Source organism: Streptomyces endophytica (assembly GCF_026153355.1).
In the GTDB taxonomy this organism is placed as follows: domain Bacteria; phylum Actinomycetota; class Actinomycetes; order Streptomycetales; family Streptomycetaceae; genus Streptomyces; species Streptomyces endophytica.
The window spans coordinates 6,620,924-6,640,201 of the sequence record NZ_CP110636.1 but is presented as its reverse complement, the minus strand read 5'-3'; the positions used below and the strand labels follow the sequence as shown (position 1 = coordinate 6,640,201).

Here is a 19,278-nt window from a genome sequence, read left to right as displayed (position 1 = left end):
ACCACCTGAAGCCTCCGCACCGCCCCGACCACCGCACCGCCCCGACCACCCGCACGGAGAAAGCACCATGACCCTGACGCCGTTCACCCCCGCACCGCAGGCGTTCGTACCCGGCGCACCGCTTCCCGGTCCCCGGCCGCTCGTCGCGCCCGCACCGCCCCTGCCCACCCAGGCCGACATCAGCCGTGAGATCGCCGCACGGTCCGCCGCCGCCGAACGGGACCGTGCCGCCGGCGCCCCCGTCCCCGCGCACCCCGCGCGGGACTACACCCCGTACCGCAGCAGCACCCCCGCCACCCCCGGCGGCCGCCGGTCGAGATCGACCACCTGGCCGACCCGGAGGCCGTCGAGCTGACCGGCCCCGCGTTCGGCGTCACGGACGTCACCGACCTGGACGCCGACCTCACCCGGCAGCATCCGGGCGAGCCGCTCGGCGAGCGGATCACCGTCACCGGACGCGTCCTCGACCGCACCGGCCGCCCGGTGCGCGGTCAGCTCGTCGAGATCTGGCAGGCCAACGCCTCCGGCCGGTACGCCCACCAGCGCGACCAGCACCCCGCCCCGCTCGACCCGAACTTCACCGGCGTGGGCCGCTGTCTGACCGACGACCAGGGCCGCTACACCTTCACCACCATCAGGCCCGGCGCCTACCCCTGGCGCAATCACGACAACGCCTGGCGCCCGGCCCACATCCACTTCTCGCTCTTCGGTACGGCCTTCACCCAGCGGCTGATCACCCAGATGTACTTCCCCGGCGACCCGCTCTTCCCCTACGACCCGATCCTCCAGTCGGTCACCGACCCGGCAGCCCGCGCCCGCCTGGTCGCCACCTACGACCACGAACTCTCCCGCCCCGAAAGGACGTTGGGCTACCGCTGGGACATCGTCCTGGACGGCCCGTCCGCCACCTGGACCGAGGAGGGCCACTGATGCCCCGCGCCACCACAGACCCGGCCGGCACCGACCGCCCGACCGCGGCCCCCGGGCCCGACCCGGCCGCCGCCCCCGACCCGGCCGGCACCCCCGCCGCGCCGCTGCCCCCCACGCCCGCACAGACCATCGGGCCGTTCTACGGCTACGCCCTCCCGTTCCGCGGCGGCGAGCAGATCGCACCGGCCGGCCGGCCCGGCACGATCGTCCTCCACGGCCGGGTACGGGACGGGGACGGCGCCCCGGTGCCGGACGCCCTGCTGGAGTTCTGGCAGGCGGGCCCGGACGGCAGCCTCACCGGGGCGCCCGGCTCGCTGCGCCGCGACCCGGTCACCGGCGCCGTCATCGGCCGCCACGGCCTGGACTTCACGGGGTTCGGCCGGGTCCCGACCGACGCCGACGGCCGCTACGTCCTGCACACCCTGCCCGCCACCGCGCCGGCCGGCCACCCCGGCGCCGCGCCCTACCTCGCCGTCTGCGTCTTCGCCCGCGGGCTGCTGCACCACCTCTTCACCCGCGTCTACTTCCCCGAGCACGCCGAGGCCCACGCCGCCGACCCGCTGCTGTCCCGGCTCCCCGACGACCGGGCCCGCACCCTGCTCGCCCACCCGGACGGCCCGGACCGCTACCGCTTCGACGTCCAGCTACAGCAGACCGCCGACGGCACCCACGAGGAGACGGTCTTCCTTGCGTTCCGATGACCGCTTCCGCTCCGATGACCGCCCCCGCACCGACGGCCGGGGTCGCGACCACCGCCGTTCCGACCCCGCCCCGCCCCGACCCCGGCGCCGCACCGCCCCACCCCCGTACGGCGACGCCGATGTGGGACTGCTCGCGCCGTCCCGGGCCGGTTCCGCCGTGGCCGACGCGACCGGGGACGGCGCCTATCTGCGCGCCCTGCTCGACGCCGAGGCCGCGCTGACCCGTGCCCAGGCCGCCGCCGGACTCGCCCCGGAGGAGGCGGCCGCCGTGGTCACCGCCGTGGCCGCCGAGCCCGGCCGCCACGACCCCGGCACGCTCGCCCGGCGGGCCCGGGCCGCGGGCAACCCCGTCGTCCCGCTTGTCGCCGATCTGACCGCCGCGGTCGCCGCCCGTGCCCCCGCGGCCGCCGGGTACGTCCACCGCGGCGCCACCAGCCAGGACATCCTCGACACCGCCACCATGCTGGTCTGCACCCGGGCGCTGGAGCCCGTACTGGCGGACCTGGCCCGGACCGCCGAGGCGCTGCGCCGGACCGCCGCCGCGCACCGGGACACCCCGATGGCCGGCCGGACCCTCACCCAGCACGCGGTGCCGACCACCTTCGGCCTCAAGGCGGCGGGCTGGCGCAGCCTGGTGCTCGACGCCCACGCCCGGCTCACGGCCGTCCGCGCCGCGCTGCCCGTCCAACTGGGCGGCGCGGCCGGCACCTTGGCCGCCTTCCACGCGTACGCCGAGACGGAGACCGCGACCGAGACCCCAACTGAGACCGCGCCCGCAACCGCGCCCGCGCCCGCAACCGCGCCCGCGACCGTGCCCGCAACCGTGCCCGCGACCGGGGCCGCACCGGCCGCCGCGGGCCCCGACCCCGGCACCCGGCTGCTCGCCGTCTACGCCGCCGAGACCGGGCTCGCCGAACCCGCCCTGCCCTGGCACACCCTGCGCACCCCGGTCGCCGATCTCGCCGGGGCGCTCGCCTTCACCGTGGGCGCCCTCGGCAAGCTCGCCGCCGATGTCCTGACCCTCTCCCGCACCGAGATCGGCGAACTGTCGGAGGGCAGCGGCGGCGGCTCGTCCGCCATGCCGCACAAGGCCAATCCGGTGCGCGCCACGCTGATCGCGGCCGCTGCCCGCCAGGTCCCGGCGCTCGCCGCGGTGCTGTACGGCGCGCTGGCCGCGGAGGACGAGCGTCCGGCCGGCGCCTGGCACGCCGAATGGCAGCCGCTGCGGGACGCCCTGCGGCTGGTGGGCGGCGCCGCCCGGGACGCCGCGGAACTGGCCGGTGACCTCCGGGTCCATCCGGACCGCATGCGGCGCAACCTCGACGCCACCGGCGGTCTGGTCGTCACCGAACGCCTGGTCGCGGCCCTCACCGCCCGGACCGGCCGGGCCGAGGCCCGCCGCCTCCTGGACACCGCGGCCCGCCGCACCGCCGAGCAGGGCGTCCCGCTGGCCACGGCGCTGCGCGACACCCTGGGCGAAGGGCGGCTTCCGGAAGACCTCGCCCCACTGCTCGACCCGTCCGCCTACGTGGGCTCCGCCGGTGCCCTCGTGGACCGGGCGCTGGAACGTACCGTGCACACCCCGCAGGAGCCCGCATGACCCGCCCGCCCGCCGGCCCGCCGCCGCACCACACCCTCGACGGTCCGGACGGCGCCCCACCGCTCGTCCTGGGCCCCTCCCTCGGCACCGAACTCTCCGTCTGGGATCCTCAACTCGCCGCGCTGAAACGGGAGTTCCGCGTGGTGCGCTGGGACCTTCCGGGCCACGGCGGCAGCCCCTCCGTCGCCACCACCACCGTCCCGGCCCTCGCCCGCGGGGTCCTCGCGCTCGCCGACGGCCTCGGCATCGGCCGGTTCTCGTACGCCGGGATCTCGCTCGGCGGCGCGGTCGGCGCCTGGCTCGCCGCCCACCACCCCGAGCGGATCGCCTCGCTCGTGCTGATCTGCTCCTCCGCCCGGTTCGGCGCCCCGGAGGCATGGCACGAACGGGCCGCCCTGGTACGGGAGTCGGGGCTCGGTCCGGTCGCCGACACCGCCGCCGGCCGCTGGTTCACGCCGGGCTTCGCCGCCTCCCCGGAGGCCACCGCACTGCTCGGCACCCTGCGGCGGCGCATCGCCCCGGCCGGCTACGCAGCCTGCTGCGACGCCCTCGCCGGCTACGACCTGCGCGGTGACCTCGCCCGCATCACCGCCCCCACCCTCGTCGTCGCCGGCCGCACCGATCCGGTCACCCCGCCCCCGCACGCCCGTGAGCTCGTCGACGGCATCCCCGGCGCCGGCCTCCTCGAACTGCCCGGTGCCGCGCACCTCGCCAACGTCGAACGCCCGGCCGCCGTCCAGGCCGCCCTCCTCGGCCACCTCGCCGCACCGCCGGACGCCCCGGAGGCCCTCCGCGTCCCCGCCCCGCACCCCTCGGAAGGAACCGCGCCGTGACACCACCGCCCGTCCGCCGCACCACCGTCGGCATCATCGGCGGCGGCCCCGCCGGACTGCTGCTGGCCCGTCTGCTGCACCGGTCCGGCATCGACTGCGCCGTCCTGGAGAGCCGCGACCGCGGTTACGTGGAGCGGCGGCAGCGCGCCGGCATCCTCGAACAGGGCACCGTCGACGTGCTGCGCGGCTGCGGAGCCGGGGCCCGGCTGGACCGCGAGGGCCTGGTCCACGACGGCATCGAGCTGCGCTTCGCCGGGCGGTCCCACCGCGTCGACTTCCCGGCGCTGACCGACGGCCGCCGGGTGACGGTCTACGCCCAGACGGAGGTCGTCAAGGACCTCATCTCCCTGCAACTCGCCGACGGCGCACCGCTGTTGTTCGGCGCGGAGGCGCTTTCCGTCGAGGGCGCGGACGGGGACCGCCCCGCCGTCCACTACCGGTACCAAGGCCGCGTACACACCCTCGACTGCGACTACGTCGTGGGCTGCGACGGCTTCCACGGCGTGGTGCGCCGGGCGGTACCGGAGGGCGAACGCCGCACCTACGAGCGCGGCTACCCGTACTCCTGGCTCGGCGTGCTCGCCGACGTCCCGCCCTCCGCGGACGAGCTGATCTACGCCCACTCCCCGCGCGGCTTCGCCCTGTTCAGCATGCGCAGCCCGACCGTCAGCCGGCTCTACCTCCAGGTGCCCAACGGCACCGACCCGGCGGACTGGCCCGACGACCGGATCTGGGACGAACTGGAGACCCGCGCGGCCGTCGACCCGGCCACCGGCGCCGCCCCCTGGAAACTGGCGCGCGGGCCGATCACCGCCAAGTCGGTGCTGCCGATGCGCAGTTCCGTCACCGAACCGATGCGGTACGGCCGGGTGCTGCTGGCGGGCGACGCGGCGCACATCGTGCCGCCCACCGGAGCCAAGGGCCTCAACCTCGCCGCGGCCGACGTCACCGTCCTCGCGCGGGCCCTGACACATCTGCACACGACCGGCTCGACGGACCTGCTGGACGCCTACTCGGCCACCTGCCTGCGCCGGGTCTGGCGCGCCGAGCACTTCTCGGCCTTCATGACGACGACCCTGCACACCGCACCGGACCAGTCGCCGTTCGACACCCGGCTGCAGCTCGCCCAGCTCGACCGGATCGCCACCGGCCCGCACGCCGCGGCCGAACTCGCCGAGAACTACACCGGACTGCCGCTCCCCGCGGTCCCGGCGGAGTGCTCCTCGCGGTAGCGGACCAGCAGCATCGCCGCGTCGTCGTGCAGCGGGCCCTCGGCGTGGTCGACCAGGTCCTCGCGCACCGCGCGCAGGGCGGCCTCCGGATCGGCGTCCTTGAGCAGCGCCGCCCGGTCGTCGAGCGGGTAGAACCAGCCGGCCGCGTCCCGCGCCTCGCTGACCCCGTCGGTGTAGAAGAGCAGTTGGTCGCCGGGGGTGAACGGCACCTCGTAGGGCAGCGGGGTGTCGGCGACGTGCCAGGTCAGGCCGAGCGGCAGGGAGCGTTCCGGCGGGGCGGCGAACCCGACCGTGCCGGCGGGGCGGACGACCAGCGGCGCCGGATGGCCGTAGTTGAGCAGGGTGGCGTGCGGACCGTCACCGATCTCGGCGAGCACGGCCGTGACGAAGCGTTCGCCGGACAGATGGCGGTTCAGGGCCCGTTCGACCCGCTCGCCGACGGCCGGCAGATCGGGCTCGTCGTACGCCGCCTCGCGGAACGCGCCGAGCACCACCGCCGCGCTCTCCACGGCCTCCAGCCCCTTGCCCTGCACGTCCCCGACGATGATCCGGACACCGGCCGGCGAGGTCACCACCTCGTACAGGTCCCCGCCGATCCGGGCCTCGGCCACCGCCGACGTGTAGGAGACCGCGATCCGCAGCGGTCCGGCGCTGCGCGGCACCGGGCGGAGGAGCACCCGCTGGGCCACCTCGGCGATCGAGCGGACGCTGGCCAGTTCGGCCTCCCGGCGTTGCCGCATCAGGGCGGCGACCACCCCGGCCGCGGTCACCCCGGCCACCGACAGCAGCGCGGTCAGCCCCCGCCGGCTCTCGAACAGTCCGTTGTAGACGCCCAGCCCGAGGCAGAGGACGGCCGCGGTCAGTCCGGCCAGCGCGGTCCGCCGCCAGCCGCCGACCAGCCCGGCGAACGCGGGCCCCAGGGACACCAGCGGCAGGAAGCCCACACCGGGCCCCGCGGTCAGGTCGACGGCGGAGACCACGGCCATGACCGTGTAGGGGAGCACGGACAACACACGGGAGCCGGTGCAGCGCTCCCCGTTCTCCACGGCCAAGGCGTTCTCCGACGGTGTGGTGTGAGGTGATCGGGTGACGGGGGCCTCGGCCGTCGGACTGTCCGAAAACGGCCCCCAGACCCCCGACCTGAGCATATGCAACATATGCCGTATCGAAATACCTCGCCGACGCCCGTTACCGAATCGCAGTGGCGGGGGCATCCGCCGGTCACGAACGTCCGGATCTTACGGACCCATGACACGGCCGCCGCGGCGCGGGCCGTCCCGCCCCGCCGCGCTTAGCGTGATCGGCATGCGCGTACTGGTCACCGGCGGCGCCGGATTCATCGGATCGCAGGTCGTCGACGCCCTCCTGGCCGGCGGCCACGAGCCCGTCGTCCTCGACGCCCTGCTGCCCACCGCACACCGCGAGCCGCCACCGGCGCGGCCCGGCACGCACCGGATCGTCGCCGACGTCCGGGACCGGCCGGCCGTCGAGGCCGCCCTGCGCGGTATCGACGCGGTCTGCCACCAGGCCGCCATGGTCGGCCTGGGCAAGGACTTCGCCGACGCCCCCGACTACGTCGGCTGTAACGACCTGGGGACCGCCGTGTTGCTGGCGGCGATGGCCACGGCCGGGGTCCGGCGGCTGGTGCTCGCCGGGTCCATGGTGGTCTACGGCGAGGGCCGCTGCACCTGTCCCGCGCACGGGACGGTGCGCCCCGGCCCGCGCGCGGTGGCGGACCTGGACGCCGGCCGGTTCGAGCCGCGCTGCCCGCACTGCGGCTCCGAGCTGCGGCCGGGCCTGGTCGACGAGGACGCGCCGGCCGATCCCCGCAACGTCTACGCGGCCACCAAGCGCGCCCAGGAACACCTCGCCGCGTCCTGGATCGAGGAGCGCCCGGTGCCCTACCGGCCGCGCACCGGCCGTTCGAAGGTCACCGGCACCTGGCGCGGCACCTGGCAGGCGGTCCGCGACATGCGGGCCGTGCTCGGCCAGCCCCCGTCCGCCGCCCCGGCGCGGGAGACGGCCCGATGACCGGCCCCGCGGACCGTACCCCGCCCCCGAACGGCCCGACCGCGCTCCTGGTCATCGCCAAGGAACCGGTGCCCGGCCGGGTCAAGACCCGGCTGACCCCGCCCTACACCCCCGACGAAGCCGCCCAGTTGGCCGCCGCGGCCCTGTACGACACCCTCCTCGCGGTCCGTGCGATGCCCGCCCGGCGGCGGACCGTGGTGCTCGACGGACGCCCCGGGGACTGGCTGCCGGACGGCTTCGAGGTCCGGCCGCAGTGCGCCGGCGGACTCGACGAACGGCTCGCCGCGGCCTTCGCCGCCAGCCGGGGGCCCACCCTGCTCATCGGCATGGACACCCCCCAGGTGACCGCCGAACTCCTGGCTCACGCCCTGGAGTTGACCGCCTGGGAAGACCGTGACGCCTGGTTCGGCCCGGCCGAGGACGGCGGCTTCTGGGCGCTCGGCCTGGCCGCCCCCGACCCCCGGCTGCTGCGCGGCGTCCCGATGTCCACCCCGGGCACCGGCGCCGCCCAGCGCGCCCGCCTGGCCGCGGCCGGCCTCCGGATCGGTGACCTGCCGGCGCTCCGCGACGTCGACACCGCCGCCGACGCCCACCTGGTCGCCGCCCAGGCCCCCACCGGCCGCTTCGCCATCACCCTCGCCCGGCTCACCCCGGTGACCGGCCGATGAGCGCCACCGCCCCGGCCGCCCCGCCGCACCCGCCGGCCTGGGGCGCGGACGCCTACGCCGAGGCGCTGCGCCGCGGCCGCGGGCCGCTCTACCTGCGCCGTACCGACGGCTGGTTGCTGCCGCTGGACGTCGCACGCTGGTGCGCCCCGGCGGACGCCGCCGACCTCGCGGCACTGCGCCGCTGCGAGGGCAGCGTCCTGGACATCGGCTGCGGCCCCGGCCGGCTGGTCGCCGCGCTCACCGCACCGGGCAGGCGGGTACTCGGCATCGACGTCAGCCCGGCCGCGGTCGCCCGTACCGCCGCGGCCGGGGGCGCCGCACTGCGCCGCTCGGTCTTCGACCCCCTGCCGGGGGAGGGGAGTTGGGGCACCGCGCTGCTCCTCGACGGCAACATCGGCATCGGCGGCGATCCCGCGCCCTGCTCGTCCGCACCGCCGCGCTGGTGCACCGGACCGGGCTGCTCCTCGTGGAGACCGCCCCCGAGGACGTCGACGAACGGGCCCGGGTCGGCGTCGCCGGCGACCCGTACGCGGACCACCACACCGCCGTCACGTTCCCCTGGGCCCGGGTCGGGACGCCCGCACTGCTGCGGTACGCCGACGCCGCGGGCTGGACACCCGTCGAGCGGTGGACCGCCACCGGGACCGGTCAGTCACCGTCCGCCGCACGCCGCTTCGTCGCCCTGCGGCGGTGCCGCAGCCTGCCCACCGCCCGCCGGGGCTGAACCGTACGGCACAGCAACCACAGGGCGGAGACCGCGAACAGCACCGCGCTGATCAGCAGCCAGCGGCCCAGGAACACCCCGGCCGGCAGCCCGGTCGCGAGCTCGTAGTGCGCCGCCGGGGCACCGCCCGCCGCATAGGAGATCAGCGGGAACCACACCAGCAACAGCAGCCCCGACAGCGCGGCGGGGACCCGGACGAAGGCCGTCCAGGACCGACGCCGACCGGCCCCCGCCGTGCACCGGACCACCCCACGGTCGGCGAGCGCGTACAGCGGCAGCAGCACCAGATCGTGCAGCAGCGCCGCCCCCACGAACCACACCACCACCAGCGGCCACCGCCCGCCGGCCAGCAGCCGCACCCCCGCATAACCGGTGAGGGCGAACGACCCGAGCATCAGCACCAGATGCAACGGCCCCTCGCCGTACCAGCGGTGCCGGCGCAGCCGCCGCCACCCACGGACCGCGGCCGCCCGACCCGGCATCCGTACCCGTCGCACGCCGCTCACCCCTCCCCGAACGACAGCCGGGCCACCCACTTGGTGTTGAGCACCCCCGGCGCCGCCGGCACGATGATCCGCGCCGGGTAGCCGTGGTCCCGCGACAGCTCCGCGCCGCCCACCCGCAGCGCGAGCAGCGACCGCGGATCGCGCACCTGACTGCCGCTCAGCGCGGCCCGGCGGAACGCGCCGTGCAGCTGGAGCGACTCCACCAGCACGCCCGGCGGCCGGTCGCCGAGGCCCACCAGCGCGGCGAGCTCCCGCAACCGCACCCCGCTCCACAGCTGGTCGTCCGTCGACCAGCCCTCCACACAGGCGATCGGCAACGCCGCCTCGTGCTGCGGCAGCCGCAGCAGTTCGGCGCGGGTCAGCCGCACCCGGCGCCCGCCGCCCGCCACCGTCAGCCGCCAGTCGTCGCCGGTGTCCCGCGCCCGGATCCCGACCGCCGCCGCGGTCTTGTTGATCTGGAACCCGTTCGGCCCGCCGCCCGGATCCGCGCCGCCGTGCGGCGCCAGCAGCGCGGTACGCCGCCACCGGCCGCCCAGGCTCTGCCCCGCCGTCGTCACCAGCAACAGCAGCGACCCGGCGCCGACCAGTCCCAGCGCACCCCGCCGGCTCACCGTCGGCCGGTCCGGACGGACCGCCACCAGCCCGGTCTCGTCGTCCTCCGCCGCCGGATCGGTCCGCTCCCGCAGCGCCCGTACGGTCCGCGGCATCCGCAGCACCACATGGGCCACGAACGCGCCGATGAACACCCACGCGCCGTAGAAGTGCAGCCGGTAGAACGACCCGGGGAAGAGGTACGCCAGCTGGATGTTGAGCAGCCCGGTGACGAACTCGAACAGCGCCCCGCCGACCAGCAACAGCAGCGACAGCCGCTCCAGCGCATCGCCCGCCGACCGTGCCGGCGGCATCCGGAACAGCTTCGGGATCACCGACCACAGCTTCGCCAGCAGCACGGGCACCAGGACCACGCCGAGGGTGACGTGCACCCCCTGGGTCAGGCGGTAGAGCCAGCGCGGGCCGGTGGGCCAGCTGAAGAGGTAGAACCCCAGCAGGCCCTTCCCGGGCGTCTGGTCGTTGACGCCACCGGCCAGGCCGGGGTTGTACGCGGCGTACGACAGCAGCCCGGTGACGAACAGCAGGGTGATCCCGGCCAGCAGGACCACACCGAGCAGCGCGGTCAGCCGCGGGCCGCGCAGCGGACTGCGCCAGAACGACGGGGAGGTGGGCGAAACCGGACGGGATGCGGCCATGCGCCGACGGTATGCCGGGGCCGGCGCCCCGAGCGGCCCGCAACGCATGACGAAAGTCTGACGTCGGCGGAACGGCGCTGCCCCGGCACTCCCGCGGCGGCCTAGCGTGCCGGTGTGACCCACCGTGAGATCCGGCCCGGCCGGGCGACCGTCCGCCCGGAACCCGACGAGCGCGCCGAGCGCCGTGCCGATCTGCTGGCCGCCGCGGCCGGCGCCCTCCTCGTCGCGCTCGCCGCCGCCATCGGCACCGTCATCGAGCACGCCAACGGCAGCCTGCACGTGAACTGGCCGCCGCTGTACGCCTCGTGGTTTCCGCACCTGGGCCCCGGCACCCCCGCCGCGGTCACCGTCGCCGTCCTCGTGATCGCCTACGGGCCGCCGCTCGCCGCCCGGCTGCCCTGGCGGGCCCTGCTCCTCACCGGCTGGGCCGCCGCCCTCGCCTGGACGACCGCACTGGCCCTGATCGACGGCTGGCACACCGGTGTCGCCGGCCGGCTCACCACCGCCTACGAGTACCTGACCGTCATCCACCGCTTCGACGACCTCGGCCGGCACTGCACGGCTTCACCGGCCACATCCTCAACAACGCCCCGGACCACTGGCCCGCCCACGTCGCCGGGCACCCGCCGGCCGCGATCCTCACCTTCGTCGGGCTGGACCGCCTCGGCCTGGGCGGCGGCGCCTGGGCCGGCGTCTGGTGCCTGGTCACCGGCACGTCCACCGTGGCCGCGGTGCTCATCGCCCTGCGCGCGCTCACCGGCGAGCCCACCGCACGCCGGGCCGCCCCCTACCTCGTGCTGGCCCCGGCCGCCGTATGGGTGGGCACCTCCGCCGACGGCTACTTCGCCGCGGTCGCCGCCTGGTCCCTCGCCCTGCTCGCGCTCGCCGCCACCCGGCGCACCCGCCCCGCGGCCGCCGCCCTCGGCTCGGGGCTCCTCCTCGGCCTGACCTGCTACCTCTCCTACGGACTCACCCTGATCGTGCTGATCGCCGCCGCGGTCCTGCTGCTCGCCCGGAGCGCCCGCCCGCTGCCGCTCGTGGCGGCCGGGGCGGCGGCCGTCGCGGTGGCCTTCACGCTCTCCGGCTTCGACTGGTGGGAGGGGTACCGGCTGCTGGTCCAGCGCTACTACCAGGGCGCCGCGGCGGTCCGCCCGTACGCGTACTGGGTGTGGGGCAACCTGGCCTGCGCCGTGCTGATCACCGGTCTCGCCACCGCCGCCGCGCTGCGGCGCACCCTCGCGGCCGCCCCGGCCGCCGTGCGGCGCCTCCGCCCGCACCCCGCCGCGCGCACCGGCCCGCCGCCCACCCCGGCCGACCGCCTGACCGTGCTCGTGCTGGCCGCGCTGCTCGCCCTCCTGGTGGCCGATCTCTCCGGGATGAGCAAGGCGGAGACCGAGCGCATCTGGCTCCCCTTCGCGCCCTGGCTGCTGGCCGCCTGCGCGCTGCTGCCCACGTCCCACCGGCGCCGGTGGCTGACGGCCCAGGCCATGCTCCCGCTCCTGGTCAACCACCTGCTGTACACCGGCTGGTGACGACGCGGGCCGGCCCGCCGGAAGGCCCCGCGCCGCCGTCCGGCCGGCCGCGTTCCGGCCGCCGTCAGGCCAGATACGTCCGGGCGGAGTTCACCCGGCCGGGGCGCAGGATGCGGATCGGGCCGAGGTTGCAGGAGGGGCAGTCACTGCGGGTCAGCGGGGACGGAACCCGGACGCCGCGCGCGAAGTAGTCGGCCCGTCGGTGGCCCGCCAGATCCGTGGTGTGCCGGATCTCGTACTCCTCCTCCCAGCCGTGTCCGCAGTGCAGACAGACGAACGCATACGCCTCGTGAACCGTCTCGGTGTCCCGTTCCATGATCACCACGCCCTCTCCCCGGCCCCCGCCGCACGGGTGGCGGCGCCGGATGCATGCCGGACCCGGTCATGCCGTACCTCCCATTATTGCGCCGTGCAAGGAGGAGCGCGGGGCCGGATTTCCGGGCCGTCCCGGGCCGCGGCAGGGCCCGGTCCGCACCTGGCGGTACCGCCCGCGACCAGGCACGATGCCGGGGCGGGTATAAATGCGCCATGGGGAACGAGGCAGATCGCGCACGGCGGCCGGGCGGGCCGGACACGCCCGGGGACGCCCGCGCGCAGGACGGCGGCGAGGACCTCGACCAGGACGTCGAGGAGGTCATCGCCGCCGTGCTGACCGCCTCCCGGCTGCTGGTCGCGATCTCGGCCCGGGCGCTGGCCCGGATCGAGCCCTCGCTCACCCTGCCCCAGCTGCGCACCCTGGTCGTGCTCGACAGCCAGGGCCCGAGCAAGCTCGCCACCCTGGCCGCCGCGCTGGGGGTCAATCCGTCCACCGCGATGCGGATGGTCGACCGGCTCGCGGCGGCCGGCAGCGTCACCCGCAAGGCCAACCCCGGCAACCGCCGTGAGGTCGTACTGGAACTGACCGACGGGGGCCGGGAACTCGTCGCGCAGGTACTCGCCGACCGGCATTCCGAGATCGCCGCGATCGTGGCCCGGCTGCCGGCCGGCCAGCGCGCCGGCCTGGTCCACTCGCTGCGCGCCCTCGCCGACGCCGCGGACGCACCGCCGGTGCCGCCCCGGCCCGCGCCACCACCCGAACCGGCCGCTCCGTAGCGGGCCGCGGGCCTTCGGACACCGACCGCCGGACGCGGGCCGAGGCGGGCCGCCGGCCGCCGGCCGCTGTGGCGAGGGGTGTCCGCCGCGCCCGCCCCGCCCGTGCTCAGCCGCTCCGTCCCTCCAGCGCCTGGTACACCGCCTTGACCAGACCGCCGTTGCGCGGGTCGTCGCCCGCCGTCCCGCCGCCGTACTTGTTCATGGTGTACGCGTACGACAGCCGGTTCTCCGGGTCCAGGAAGGCGTACGAACCGCCGGCCCCGCCGTGCCCGAACGCCCGCGGGTTGGGCCCAGCCGGCACTGGTGGTTGAGCATGTAGCCGAGGCCCCAGCGCAGCTCGAAGCCCGGCGGGGCGAGCGCTCCTATGGCCAGATCGGGTTCCCCGGGCCGGCTCTGCGACCGGCGCATCTCCTCCAGGGTCCCGGCGCCGACCAGCCGGCCGCCCACCAGCGCCCCGTACACCGTCGCGAGCCCGTGCGCGGAGGCGTGCGCATTGCCGCCCGGGATCTCCGCCGAGCGGTAGGCCGCGCTGTTGACGTCACCGGTCGGGATGGACACCAGGGAGAGCATGATGACGGCCATCGGATGGTCGTCCAGGGACCGGAACGGCGGCCTCGGCGCACCGGGAAGCCGCTCGGCGAGCAGCGACTCGTCCAGTTGCCCGACCATGTCCGCGCAGGCGGCGTGCTCCTCGGCCGGGGTGCCGATGAACACCCTGGCCCCCAGCGGCTCCGCGATCTCGCTGCGCAGGAACGACCCCAGGGACTGCCCGGTGATCCGCCGGACGACCTCGCCGACGAGAAAGCCGAAGGTCACCGCGTGATAGCCCTGGGCCGTCCCCGGCTCCCACCAGGGCTCGGTCGCCGCCAGCACCGCGCAGACCTCGTCCCAGTCGTAGGCGCGACCGGGCGGCAGCGGCGTGCGCGGCGCGATCAGGCCGGAGCGGTGGCTGAGCAGCCAGCGGACGGGTAAGTCCGCCTTGCCGGCCTGCGCGAACTCCGGCCAGTAGCGGGCGACCGGCGCATCGAGGTCCAACTCCCCGCGGTCCACGAGCAGATGGGCGCAGAGCGCCGTCATCCCCTTGGACGTCGAGTAGACGTTGACCAGGGTGTCGCGCTCCCAGTCCCGCGTCCGTTCCGCGTCCTTGTGGCCGCCCCACAGGTCGACCACCGGCTCCCCGTCCAGGGTCACCGTGACCGCGGCCCCGACCTCTCCGTGCCGCCGGAAATTCCGCTCGAATGCCTCCTGCACGCCCGCGAACTCCGGTGCGCAGTGGCCGTTGACGTTGACGGTGGCTGGTCCCACGACTGCCTCTTCTCGCGTCGCCCGGTGCGCTCATCCCGTACGCAGGGGTGTGCGTACGTACGCCTGTACCTGCGAAACGGCGTCCCTACGGGATGATCCGCCCAGTTCGATGCCCATGGCAACCATATGGACCCGGACGGCCGAGAACCGCGTGTCAGGGGGCGGGGGAAGTGCGGGCTGGGAGGTGGGGGGCGGAGCAGCCGGGAAGGCGGGGGAGGCCGAGGCCGAGGCCGGGAGGCGGGGGCGGAGGGGCCAGGAGCCGGGTGGTGGCCGGATCAGGTCCCTGCCGGCACGGATGGGCGCGCCCCACCCGCACCATGGTCATCATGACCACCACCACCGACGAGGCCGACGCGGCGGACGCGCTCGACGCGGCAGACGAGGTCGACGAGGTCGACGAGGTCGACGAGGCTTATGCGGGCGCCAGCACCATGGGCGATGTCGATGCCCATGCCCATGCCGACGCGGACGCTGATGCGGACGCGGACGCGGGCGCGGGCGCGGGCGCGAGAGCCTTGGGCGACGCCGACGCCGACGCCGTGGCGGACGGCGGGGGCGGGGACGGGGGCGCCGGCGCGCCGGTCCGTCCCGTCGACGCGCTGATCCTCGTCGACATCCAATCGGCCTTCGTCGTGGGCGAGGACGCCGTGCCGGACGCGGCGCGGGTGCTCGACCGGAGCCGGGACCTGCTGGCCCGGGCCCGCGCCGCCGGGGCCCTCGTCGTCCACCTCCAGAACGACGGCGAGCCCGGCACCGTCGACGCACCGCACACCCCCGGCTGGGAACTCCACCTGCCCGTCGAGCCGGGGCCGCGCGAGACCGTGGTCCGCAAGACGCAGGACGACGGCTTCGACGGCACGGTGCTGGGCGACCTGCTGGAGGCGGCGGACGCCCGGGAGCTGGTGATCTGCGGGGTGCTCTCCGAGATGTGCGTCAGCGCGACCGCCCGCACGGCCCTGGCCCGCGACTACCGCGTGGTCCTGCCGCACGACGCGCACGGCACCTACGACATCCCCGCGGCCCCGGGCATCAGTGGCGTCGTCCCGGCCGCGATGAACGCCCGTGCCGCCGAATGGGCGCTGGGCGACGAGGTCGAGATCGTCGCCCGGGCCGCCGACGTCACCTTCACGGCGCCGGCCCCTGCCCGCCGGGAGCGCTGACCCGGCGGGCGGGCTGACCGGGTAGGAGCGCTGACCTGACGGGAGCCGCGGCACCCCCGGTCAGCCTCCGCGCCGCGGCACCCCGGGTCAGTTCTGGTTCTTCTCCAGTGCGGTGATGTACGCCCCCATGAAGTGGTCCCGGACGCCGTCCGACGTGGGCGCGAGCAGGTCGGCGGTGTATCCCTTGGCGTGGTCGAAGAGGCCGGTGATCACCGGCATGGTGGAGTGGATCTTTCCCGTGGAGTCGATGTAGCGCAGCGTGGAGACGTGGTGGAAGGCGGGCTCCGGGGGGAGCTGGGGCACGACGTCGTTGTTGTTGACGAAGCGGTACATGCGGTCGGTGAAGGCCGCGTCGAACTCCCGCGTCAGCAGCCGGTCGCAGGTCCGCGGCTGGCCGAAGGTGTAGACGCCGGTGGCCGTCAGATACGGCTCCTCGAAGTGCAGCCGGGCCCCGGCCAGCATCGCCAGCGCACCGCCCAGGCTGTGGCCGGTGAACCACACGGTCTGGCCGTTGTCCCGGAACTCGTGGACGGCGTTGTGGACCTGCGGCCAGACGGACTCCAGCGCCTCGGCGAAGCCGTAGTGGATGTACCCCTTGCCGCCGGGGCCCGGCCACGGCGGGGTCGTCGTGTCGGACAGCCAGTCGCGCATGTTCGCCGGCTCGGTCCCCCGGAAGGCGGTGATGATCATGTCGCGGCCGCCGAGGGTGTAGGCCTGGGTGTCCTCCAGCGGGAACGGCGGCCGGAACGTGGTGTGGTGGTGGCGCACCCGGTCGAAGCCCCATTCCCGGGCGGCTTTGTCGATGGCCGGCTCGTCCTTGTACGCGAGCTCGGCGACGCGCGCCATGCAGAGCGCATGGCGGACGCTGTAACCGGTGACCTTCTGATCGATGACGGTGCTGGTCAACGTGGGCTCCTGGAGATCGAAACGAGGGGTTCGGCGGCCGACCTGCTCGCGGACCGCTCGTGGACGTACTGCGGTGGGTTGCCGGCGGTGCGACGGGAGCAAGAGGCAGCGGGAACAAAGGGTGCGCGGCACCGGCGGCCGTGGGCGATTACAGAATGCGCGCTGTGATTACTGAGCGTAACTCTCCTGGGGTGCGCCGCGCCGTTGCGCCCGTTTAAACCACTCGTTCGAGCCTCGGGTCGCACAGAGCGGGCCGGGGGGCGAGCCTGGAAGCGTTCGGCTCCCAGCGGAAGGCCCACAGAGGAAGGCCCCACAGTGAACAGCGCGGAACAGGCGTCACACGCGGAACACGTATCGGCCGAGGTGGTGGTGGAACTGGAGAGCTGTGCGACGCAGGACGCGCATGCCGTCTTCAGCGCCCTGCGGACCGCCTTCGCCTCCGACCGGGCCGCCGACGACGTGCCCGAGGAAATGGCGGGGGCCGGGCCGACGGTGTGGACCTCGACCATCGACGTGAGCGAGCACAAGGCCGAGGCCGAGCCCCGGCGGCTGACGGCGCCGGTGCTGGTCAGCCTCCAGGGCGGCTACTGGGCGGTCGACCAGCTGTGCAAGGGCCTGGAGCCGGCGTTCACGGTGCACATCCTCGGGATGGCCGCCGGCGACCAGGAGAAGGAGGTCGAACTCCGCCTGGAATCCCGCTAGCCGGCCACCGGCCCAGGGCGGCGCCGAAAAGCCCGGGACCAGGGCGGGCGCCCGGAAGTCCGGGGGGAGACTGGCCCCAGCGACGGGGTGACAGGCCTCTTCGGTGGGGTGACCGGCCTCGACGGGGCGACCGGCCCCTTCGGCGGGGCGGACGGCTCTCCTGACCCGCCCACCCCCCGAAGGGGGGTGGGCGGCGGGGAAAAACAAATAACGCCACGGCACAACGCGGCGAGGGCGCACGCCACAGGCGTACGCCACCGAAGTACCGCAAGGTACGCCACCGGAGTACCGCAAGGTATGTCGCCGGGGTACCGCAAGGTATGCCACCGGAGTACCGCAAGGTGCGCCACCGGGGAATCCCAGGGGGAACCGGAGCGAGGAAAGGCAGAAGCGAGTGCAGCCCACCAATCAACCGGCGGACGCCGGAGGGGCGCGGGCGGCCGGCGCCGCGCGTTCCGGGACCGGTGCCGGAACGCGCGCCGGGACGGCCACCGCCGGCCCCGCCCGCTCCGCCCGGCCCGCCGAGGCGGCGGCCGAGCAGAGTTCCGCGCTGGTTCTGCACGTCAACGGAACCGCGTACGAGCTGACCCTGGATCACCGCACCACGGTCCTCGACGTGCTCCGTGAGCACCTCGGCCTCACCGGGGCCAAGAAGGGCTGCGACCACGGGCAGTGCGGCGCCTGCACGGTGCTGGTCGACGGCCGGCGCGCCAACAGCTGTCTGCTGCTGGCCGTGGCCCAGGACGGACGGCACATCACCACCATCGAGGGGCTGGCGCACGGGGAGCGGCTGCATCCGCTCCAGGAAGCGTTCGTGGAGCGGGACGCGCTGCAGTGCGGCTACTGCACCCCGGGCCAGATCTGCTCGGCCGTGGGAGTGCTCCAGGAGGCGGCTGACGGCTTCCCGTCCCACGTGACACCGGCCGACGCGCCCCAGGGCGGGCCGGTGCAGCTGACCGTCGAGGAGATCCGCGAGCGGATGAGCGGCAACCTGTGCCGCTGTGGGGCGTACCCCCGGATCGTCGAGGCGGTCCATGACGTGTCCACCGACCAGGGGATGGCGTCATGAAGCCGTTCGGATACCTGCGGGCGACGAGCGTCGAGGAGGCCGTACGGGCCGCCGAGGGACAGCCGGGAGCCCGGTTCCTCGGCGGGGGCACCAACCTCGTCGACCTGATGAAACTGGGCGTGGAGCGGCCCGGCCTGCTCATCGACGTCACCCGGCTGCCGCTGGACCACATCGAGGAGCTGCCGGACGGCGGGCTCCGCATCGGGGCGATGGTCAGCAACAGCGCCCTGGCCGCGGCGGCCCCCGTGCGCGAGCGCTACCCGGTGCTGTCGCAGGCGGTGCTGTCCGGCGCCTCGGGCCAGCTGCGCAATACGGCGACCACCGGGGGCAATCTGCTGCAGCGCACCCGCTGCCTGTATTTCCAGGACGTCTCCAAGCCCTGCAACAAGCGTGAGCCGGGGTCCGGCTGTCCGGCCCGTGAGGGCATCCACCGCGACCTCGCCGTACTGGGCCACTCCCCGCACTGCGTGGCCACCCAGCCCTCCGACATGGCGGTGGCGCTGGCCGCCCTCGACGCGACCGTCCACCTGCACGGCCCGGACGGCGACCGGAGCGTGCCGGTGACCGAGTTCCACCGGCTGCCCGGCGACCACCCCGAGCAGGACACCGTCATCCGGCCCGGCGAACTGATCACCGCCGTGCAGCTGCCGCCAGCGGACCGCGGGGCGCGGTCCCGCTACCGCAAGGCCCGCGACCGCGCGTCGTTCGCCTTCGCGCTCGCCTCCGTCGCCGCCGTGCTGGACGTCCGGGACGGTGTCGTACGGCGCGCCGCGCTGGCGTTCGGGGGGCTCGCGCACCGGCCGTGGCGGGCCCGCGCGGCCGAAGAGGTGCTGCGGGACGCCCCCGCCACCGAGGACACCTTCGCCCGCGCCGCCGAGGCCGAACTCGCCGCCGCCGAGCCGCTGCGCGACAACGGGTTCAAGGTCCCGCTGGCCCGCAACCTCGCCGTCGCCGTCCTGACCGAACTGGCGGCCCCACCCGCCCGCGGCTGACCTCCACCCACCCCAGGACCCACCAGGGTCTCCAGGAGCACCCAAGGA

16 protein-coding genes and 5 pseudogenes are annotated in these 19,278 nt (G+C 75.4%); 15 read left to right on the top strand and 6 right to left on the bottom strand.

Annotated elements, in window-relative coordinates; all coding sequences use genetic code 11:
- Nucleotides 1–67 precede the first annotated feature (67 nt).
- The 5 genes and pseudogenes from pcaH (at nucleotide 68) to OJ254_RS29600 (ending at nucleotide 5,296) form a co-directional block, all read left to right on the top strand.
- A pseudogene (gene pcaH / locus OJ254_RS29620) lies at nucleotides 68–930 on the top strand (protocatechuate 3,4-dioxygenase subunit beta).
- Nucleotides 930–1,631, top strand: a complete 702-nt coding sequence (gene pcaG, locus OJ254_RS29615; protein WP_265364839.1) for a protocatechuate 3,4-dioxygenase subunit alpha — start codon at nucleotides 930–932, stop codon at nucleotides 1,629–1,631. The pseudogene pcaH and the gene pcaG overlap by 1 nt, the downstream one beginning before the upstream one ends.
- A gap of 121 nt (nucleotides 1,632–1,752) precedes the next feature.
- Complete coding sequence (locus tag OJ254_RS29610; protein WP_265365367.1) at nucleotides 1,753–3,231, top strand: lyase family protein; 1,479 nt, start codon at nucleotides 1,753–1,755, stop codon at nucleotides 3,229–3,231.
- Nucleotides 3,228–4,064, top strand: coding sequence for a 3-oxoadipate enol-lactonase (gene pcaD, locus OJ254_RS29605; protein WP_265364838.1), 837 nt, complete (start codon nucleotides 3,228–3,230; stop codon nucleotides 4,062–4,064). Before OJ254_RS29610 ends, pcaD begins: the two co-directional genes overlap by 4 nt.
- Nucleotides 4,061–5,296, top strand: coding sequence for a 4-hydroxybenzoate 3-monooxygenase (locus OJ254_RS29600; RefSeq protein ID WP_265364837.1), 1,236 nt, complete (start codon nucleotides 4,061–4,063; stop codon nucleotides 5,294–5,296). Before pcaD ends, OJ254_RS29600 begins: the two co-directional genes overlap by 4 nt.
- Here OJ254_RS29600 and OJ254_RS29595 read toward each other — a convergent pair.
- Nucleotides 5,245–6,282, bottom strand: coding sequence for a PP2C family protein-serine/threonine phosphatase (locus OJ254_RS29595; RefSeq protein ID WP_279352073.1), 1,038 nt, complete (start codon nucleotides 6,280–6,282; stop codon nucleotides 5,245–5,247). The two genes, OJ254_RS29600 and OJ254_RS29595, sit on opposite strands and share 52 nt — an antisense overlap.
- Nucleotides 6,283–6,601: 319 nt before the next feature.
- Between OJ254_RS29595 and OJ254_RS29590 the strand changes: the two are divergent.
- The 4 genes and pseudogenes from OJ254_RS29590 to OJ254_RS31260 form a co-directional block, all read left to right on the top strand.
- Nucleotides 6,602–7,177: pseudogene (locus tag OJ254_RS29590) on the top strand (NAD-dependent epimerase/dehydratase family protein); the annotation flags it as partial.
- Between the two features lie 146 nt (nucleotides 7,178–7,323).
- Nucleotides 7,324–7,995 carry a TIGR04282 family arsenosugar biosynthesis glycosyltransferase gene (locus tag OJ254_RS29585; RefSeq protein WP_265364835.1) on the top strand — a complete coding sequence of 224 codons (672 nt, stop codon included), beginning with the start codon at nucleotides 7,324–7,326 and terminating at the stop codon, nucleotides 7,993–7,995.
- Nucleotides 7,992–8,252: pseudogene (locus tag OJ254_RS31265) on the top strand (class I SAM-dependent methyltransferase); the annotation flags it as partial. The gene OJ254_RS29585 and the pseudogene OJ254_RS31265, both read left to right, overlap by 4 nt.
- A 185-nt stretch (nucleotides 8,253–8,437) precedes the next feature.
- The gene (locus OJ254_RS31260) at nucleotides 8,438–8,719 is read left to right on the top strand and encodes a hypothetical protein (protein ID WP_341483794.1); all 282 of its coding nucleotides are present in this window, start codon (nucleotides 8,438–8,440) and stop codon (nucleotides 8,717–8,719) included.
- On the opposite strand, the gene OJ254_RS29575 is transcribed toward OJ254_RS31260, so the two are convergent.
- Nucleotides 8,644–9,201: a hypothetical protein gene (locus OJ254_RS29575; RefSeq protein WP_423836047.1), complete on the bottom strand. Its 558-nt coding sequence runs from the start codon at nucleotides 9,199–9,201 to the stop codon at nucleotides 8,644–8,646. The two genes, OJ254_RS31260 and OJ254_RS29575, sit on opposite strands and share 76 nt — an antisense overlap.
- 20 nt (nucleotides 9,202–9,221) lie before the next feature.
- Nucleotides 9,222–10,472 (bottom strand): molybdopterin-dependent oxidoreductase, encoded by a 1,251-nt coding sequence (locus tag OJ254_RS29570; RefSeq protein WP_265364834.1) that lies wholly within the window; start codon nucleotides 10,470–10,472, stop codon nucleotides 9,222–9,224.
- Between the two features lie 162 nt (nucleotides 10,473–10,634).
- On the opposite strand from OJ254_RS29570, the pseudogene OJ254_RS29565 reads away from it, so the two are divergent.
- Nucleotides 10,635–12,004: pseudogene (locus tag OJ254_RS29565) on the top strand (hypothetical protein); the annotation flags it as partial.
- 64 nt (nucleotides 12,005–12,068) lie between these two features.
- Here OJ254_RS29565 and OJ254_RS29560 read toward each other — a convergent pair.
- Complete coding sequence (locus OJ254_RS29560; RefSeq protein ID WP_265365365.1) at nucleotides 12,069–12,320, bottom strand: hypothetical protein; 252 nt, start codon at nucleotides 12,318–12,320, stop codon at nucleotides 12,069–12,071.
- Nucleotides 12,321–12,532: 212 nt separating this feature from the next.
- Between OJ254_RS29560 and OJ254_RS29555 the strand changes: the two genes are divergently transcribed.
- Nucleotides 12,533–13,096, top strand: a complete 564-nt coding sequence (locus tag OJ254_RS29555; RefSeq protein ID WP_265364833.1) for a MarR family winged helix-turn-helix transcriptional regulator — start codon at nucleotides 12,533–12,535, stop codon at nucleotides 13,094–13,096.
- A 220-nt stretch (nucleotides 13,097–13,316) separates the two neighbouring features.
- On the opposite strand, the pseudogene OJ254_RS29550 reads toward OJ254_RS29555, so the two are convergent.
- Nucleotides 13,317–14,287: pseudogene (locus OJ254_RS29550) on the bottom strand (serine hydrolase domain-containing protein); the annotation flags it as partial.
- A 653-nt stretch (nucleotides 14,288–14,940) separates the two neighbouring features.
- Between OJ254_RS29550 and OJ254_RS29545 the strand changes: the two are divergent.
- The gene (locus OJ254_RS29545; RefSeq protein ID WP_265365364.1) at nucleotides 14,941–15,561 is read left to right on the top strand and encodes an isochorismatase family protein; all 621 of its coding nucleotides are present in this window, start codon (nucleotides 14,941–14,943) and stop codon (nucleotides 15,559–15,561) included.
- Between the two features lie 87 nt (nucleotides 15,562–15,648).
- On the opposite strand, the gene OJ254_RS29540 is transcribed toward OJ254_RS29545, so the two are convergent.
- Complete coding sequence (locus OJ254_RS29540) at nucleotides 15,649–16,467, bottom strand: lipase family protein (protein ID WP_265364832.1); 819 nt, start codon at nucleotides 16,465–16,467, stop codon at nucleotides 15,649–15,651.
- Nucleotides 16,468–16,782: 315 nt separating this feature from the next.
- Here OJ254_RS29540 and OJ254_RS29535 point away from each other — a divergent pair, with 315 nt between their 5' ends.
- From OJ254_RS29535 to OJ254_RS29525, 3 genes are all read left to right on the top strand, one after another.
- On the top strand, nucleotides 16,783–17,169 hold the full coding sequence (locus OJ254_RS29535; protein WP_030413195.1) for a hypothetical protein: 387 nt from the start codon (nucleotides 16,783–16,785) through the stop codon (nucleotides 17,167–17,169).
- Between the two features lie 394 nt (nucleotides 17,170–17,563).
- The gene (locus tag OJ254_RS29530; RefSeq protein ID WP_265364831.1) at nucleotides 17,564–18,238 is read left to right on the top strand and encodes a 2Fe-2S iron-sulfur cluster-binding protein; all 675 of its coding nucleotides are present in this window, start codon (nucleotides 17,564–17,566) and stop codon (nucleotides 18,236–18,238) included.
- On the top strand, nucleotides 18,235–19,230 hold the full coding sequence (locus OJ254_RS29525) for an FAD binding domain-containing protein (RefSeq protein WP_265364830.1): 996 nt from the start codon (nucleotides 18,235–18,237) through the stop codon (nucleotides 19,228–19,230). The genes OJ254_RS29530 and OJ254_RS29525 overlap by 4 nt, the downstream gene beginning before the upstream one ends.
- Nucleotides 19,231–19,278: the final 48 nt, after the last annotated feature.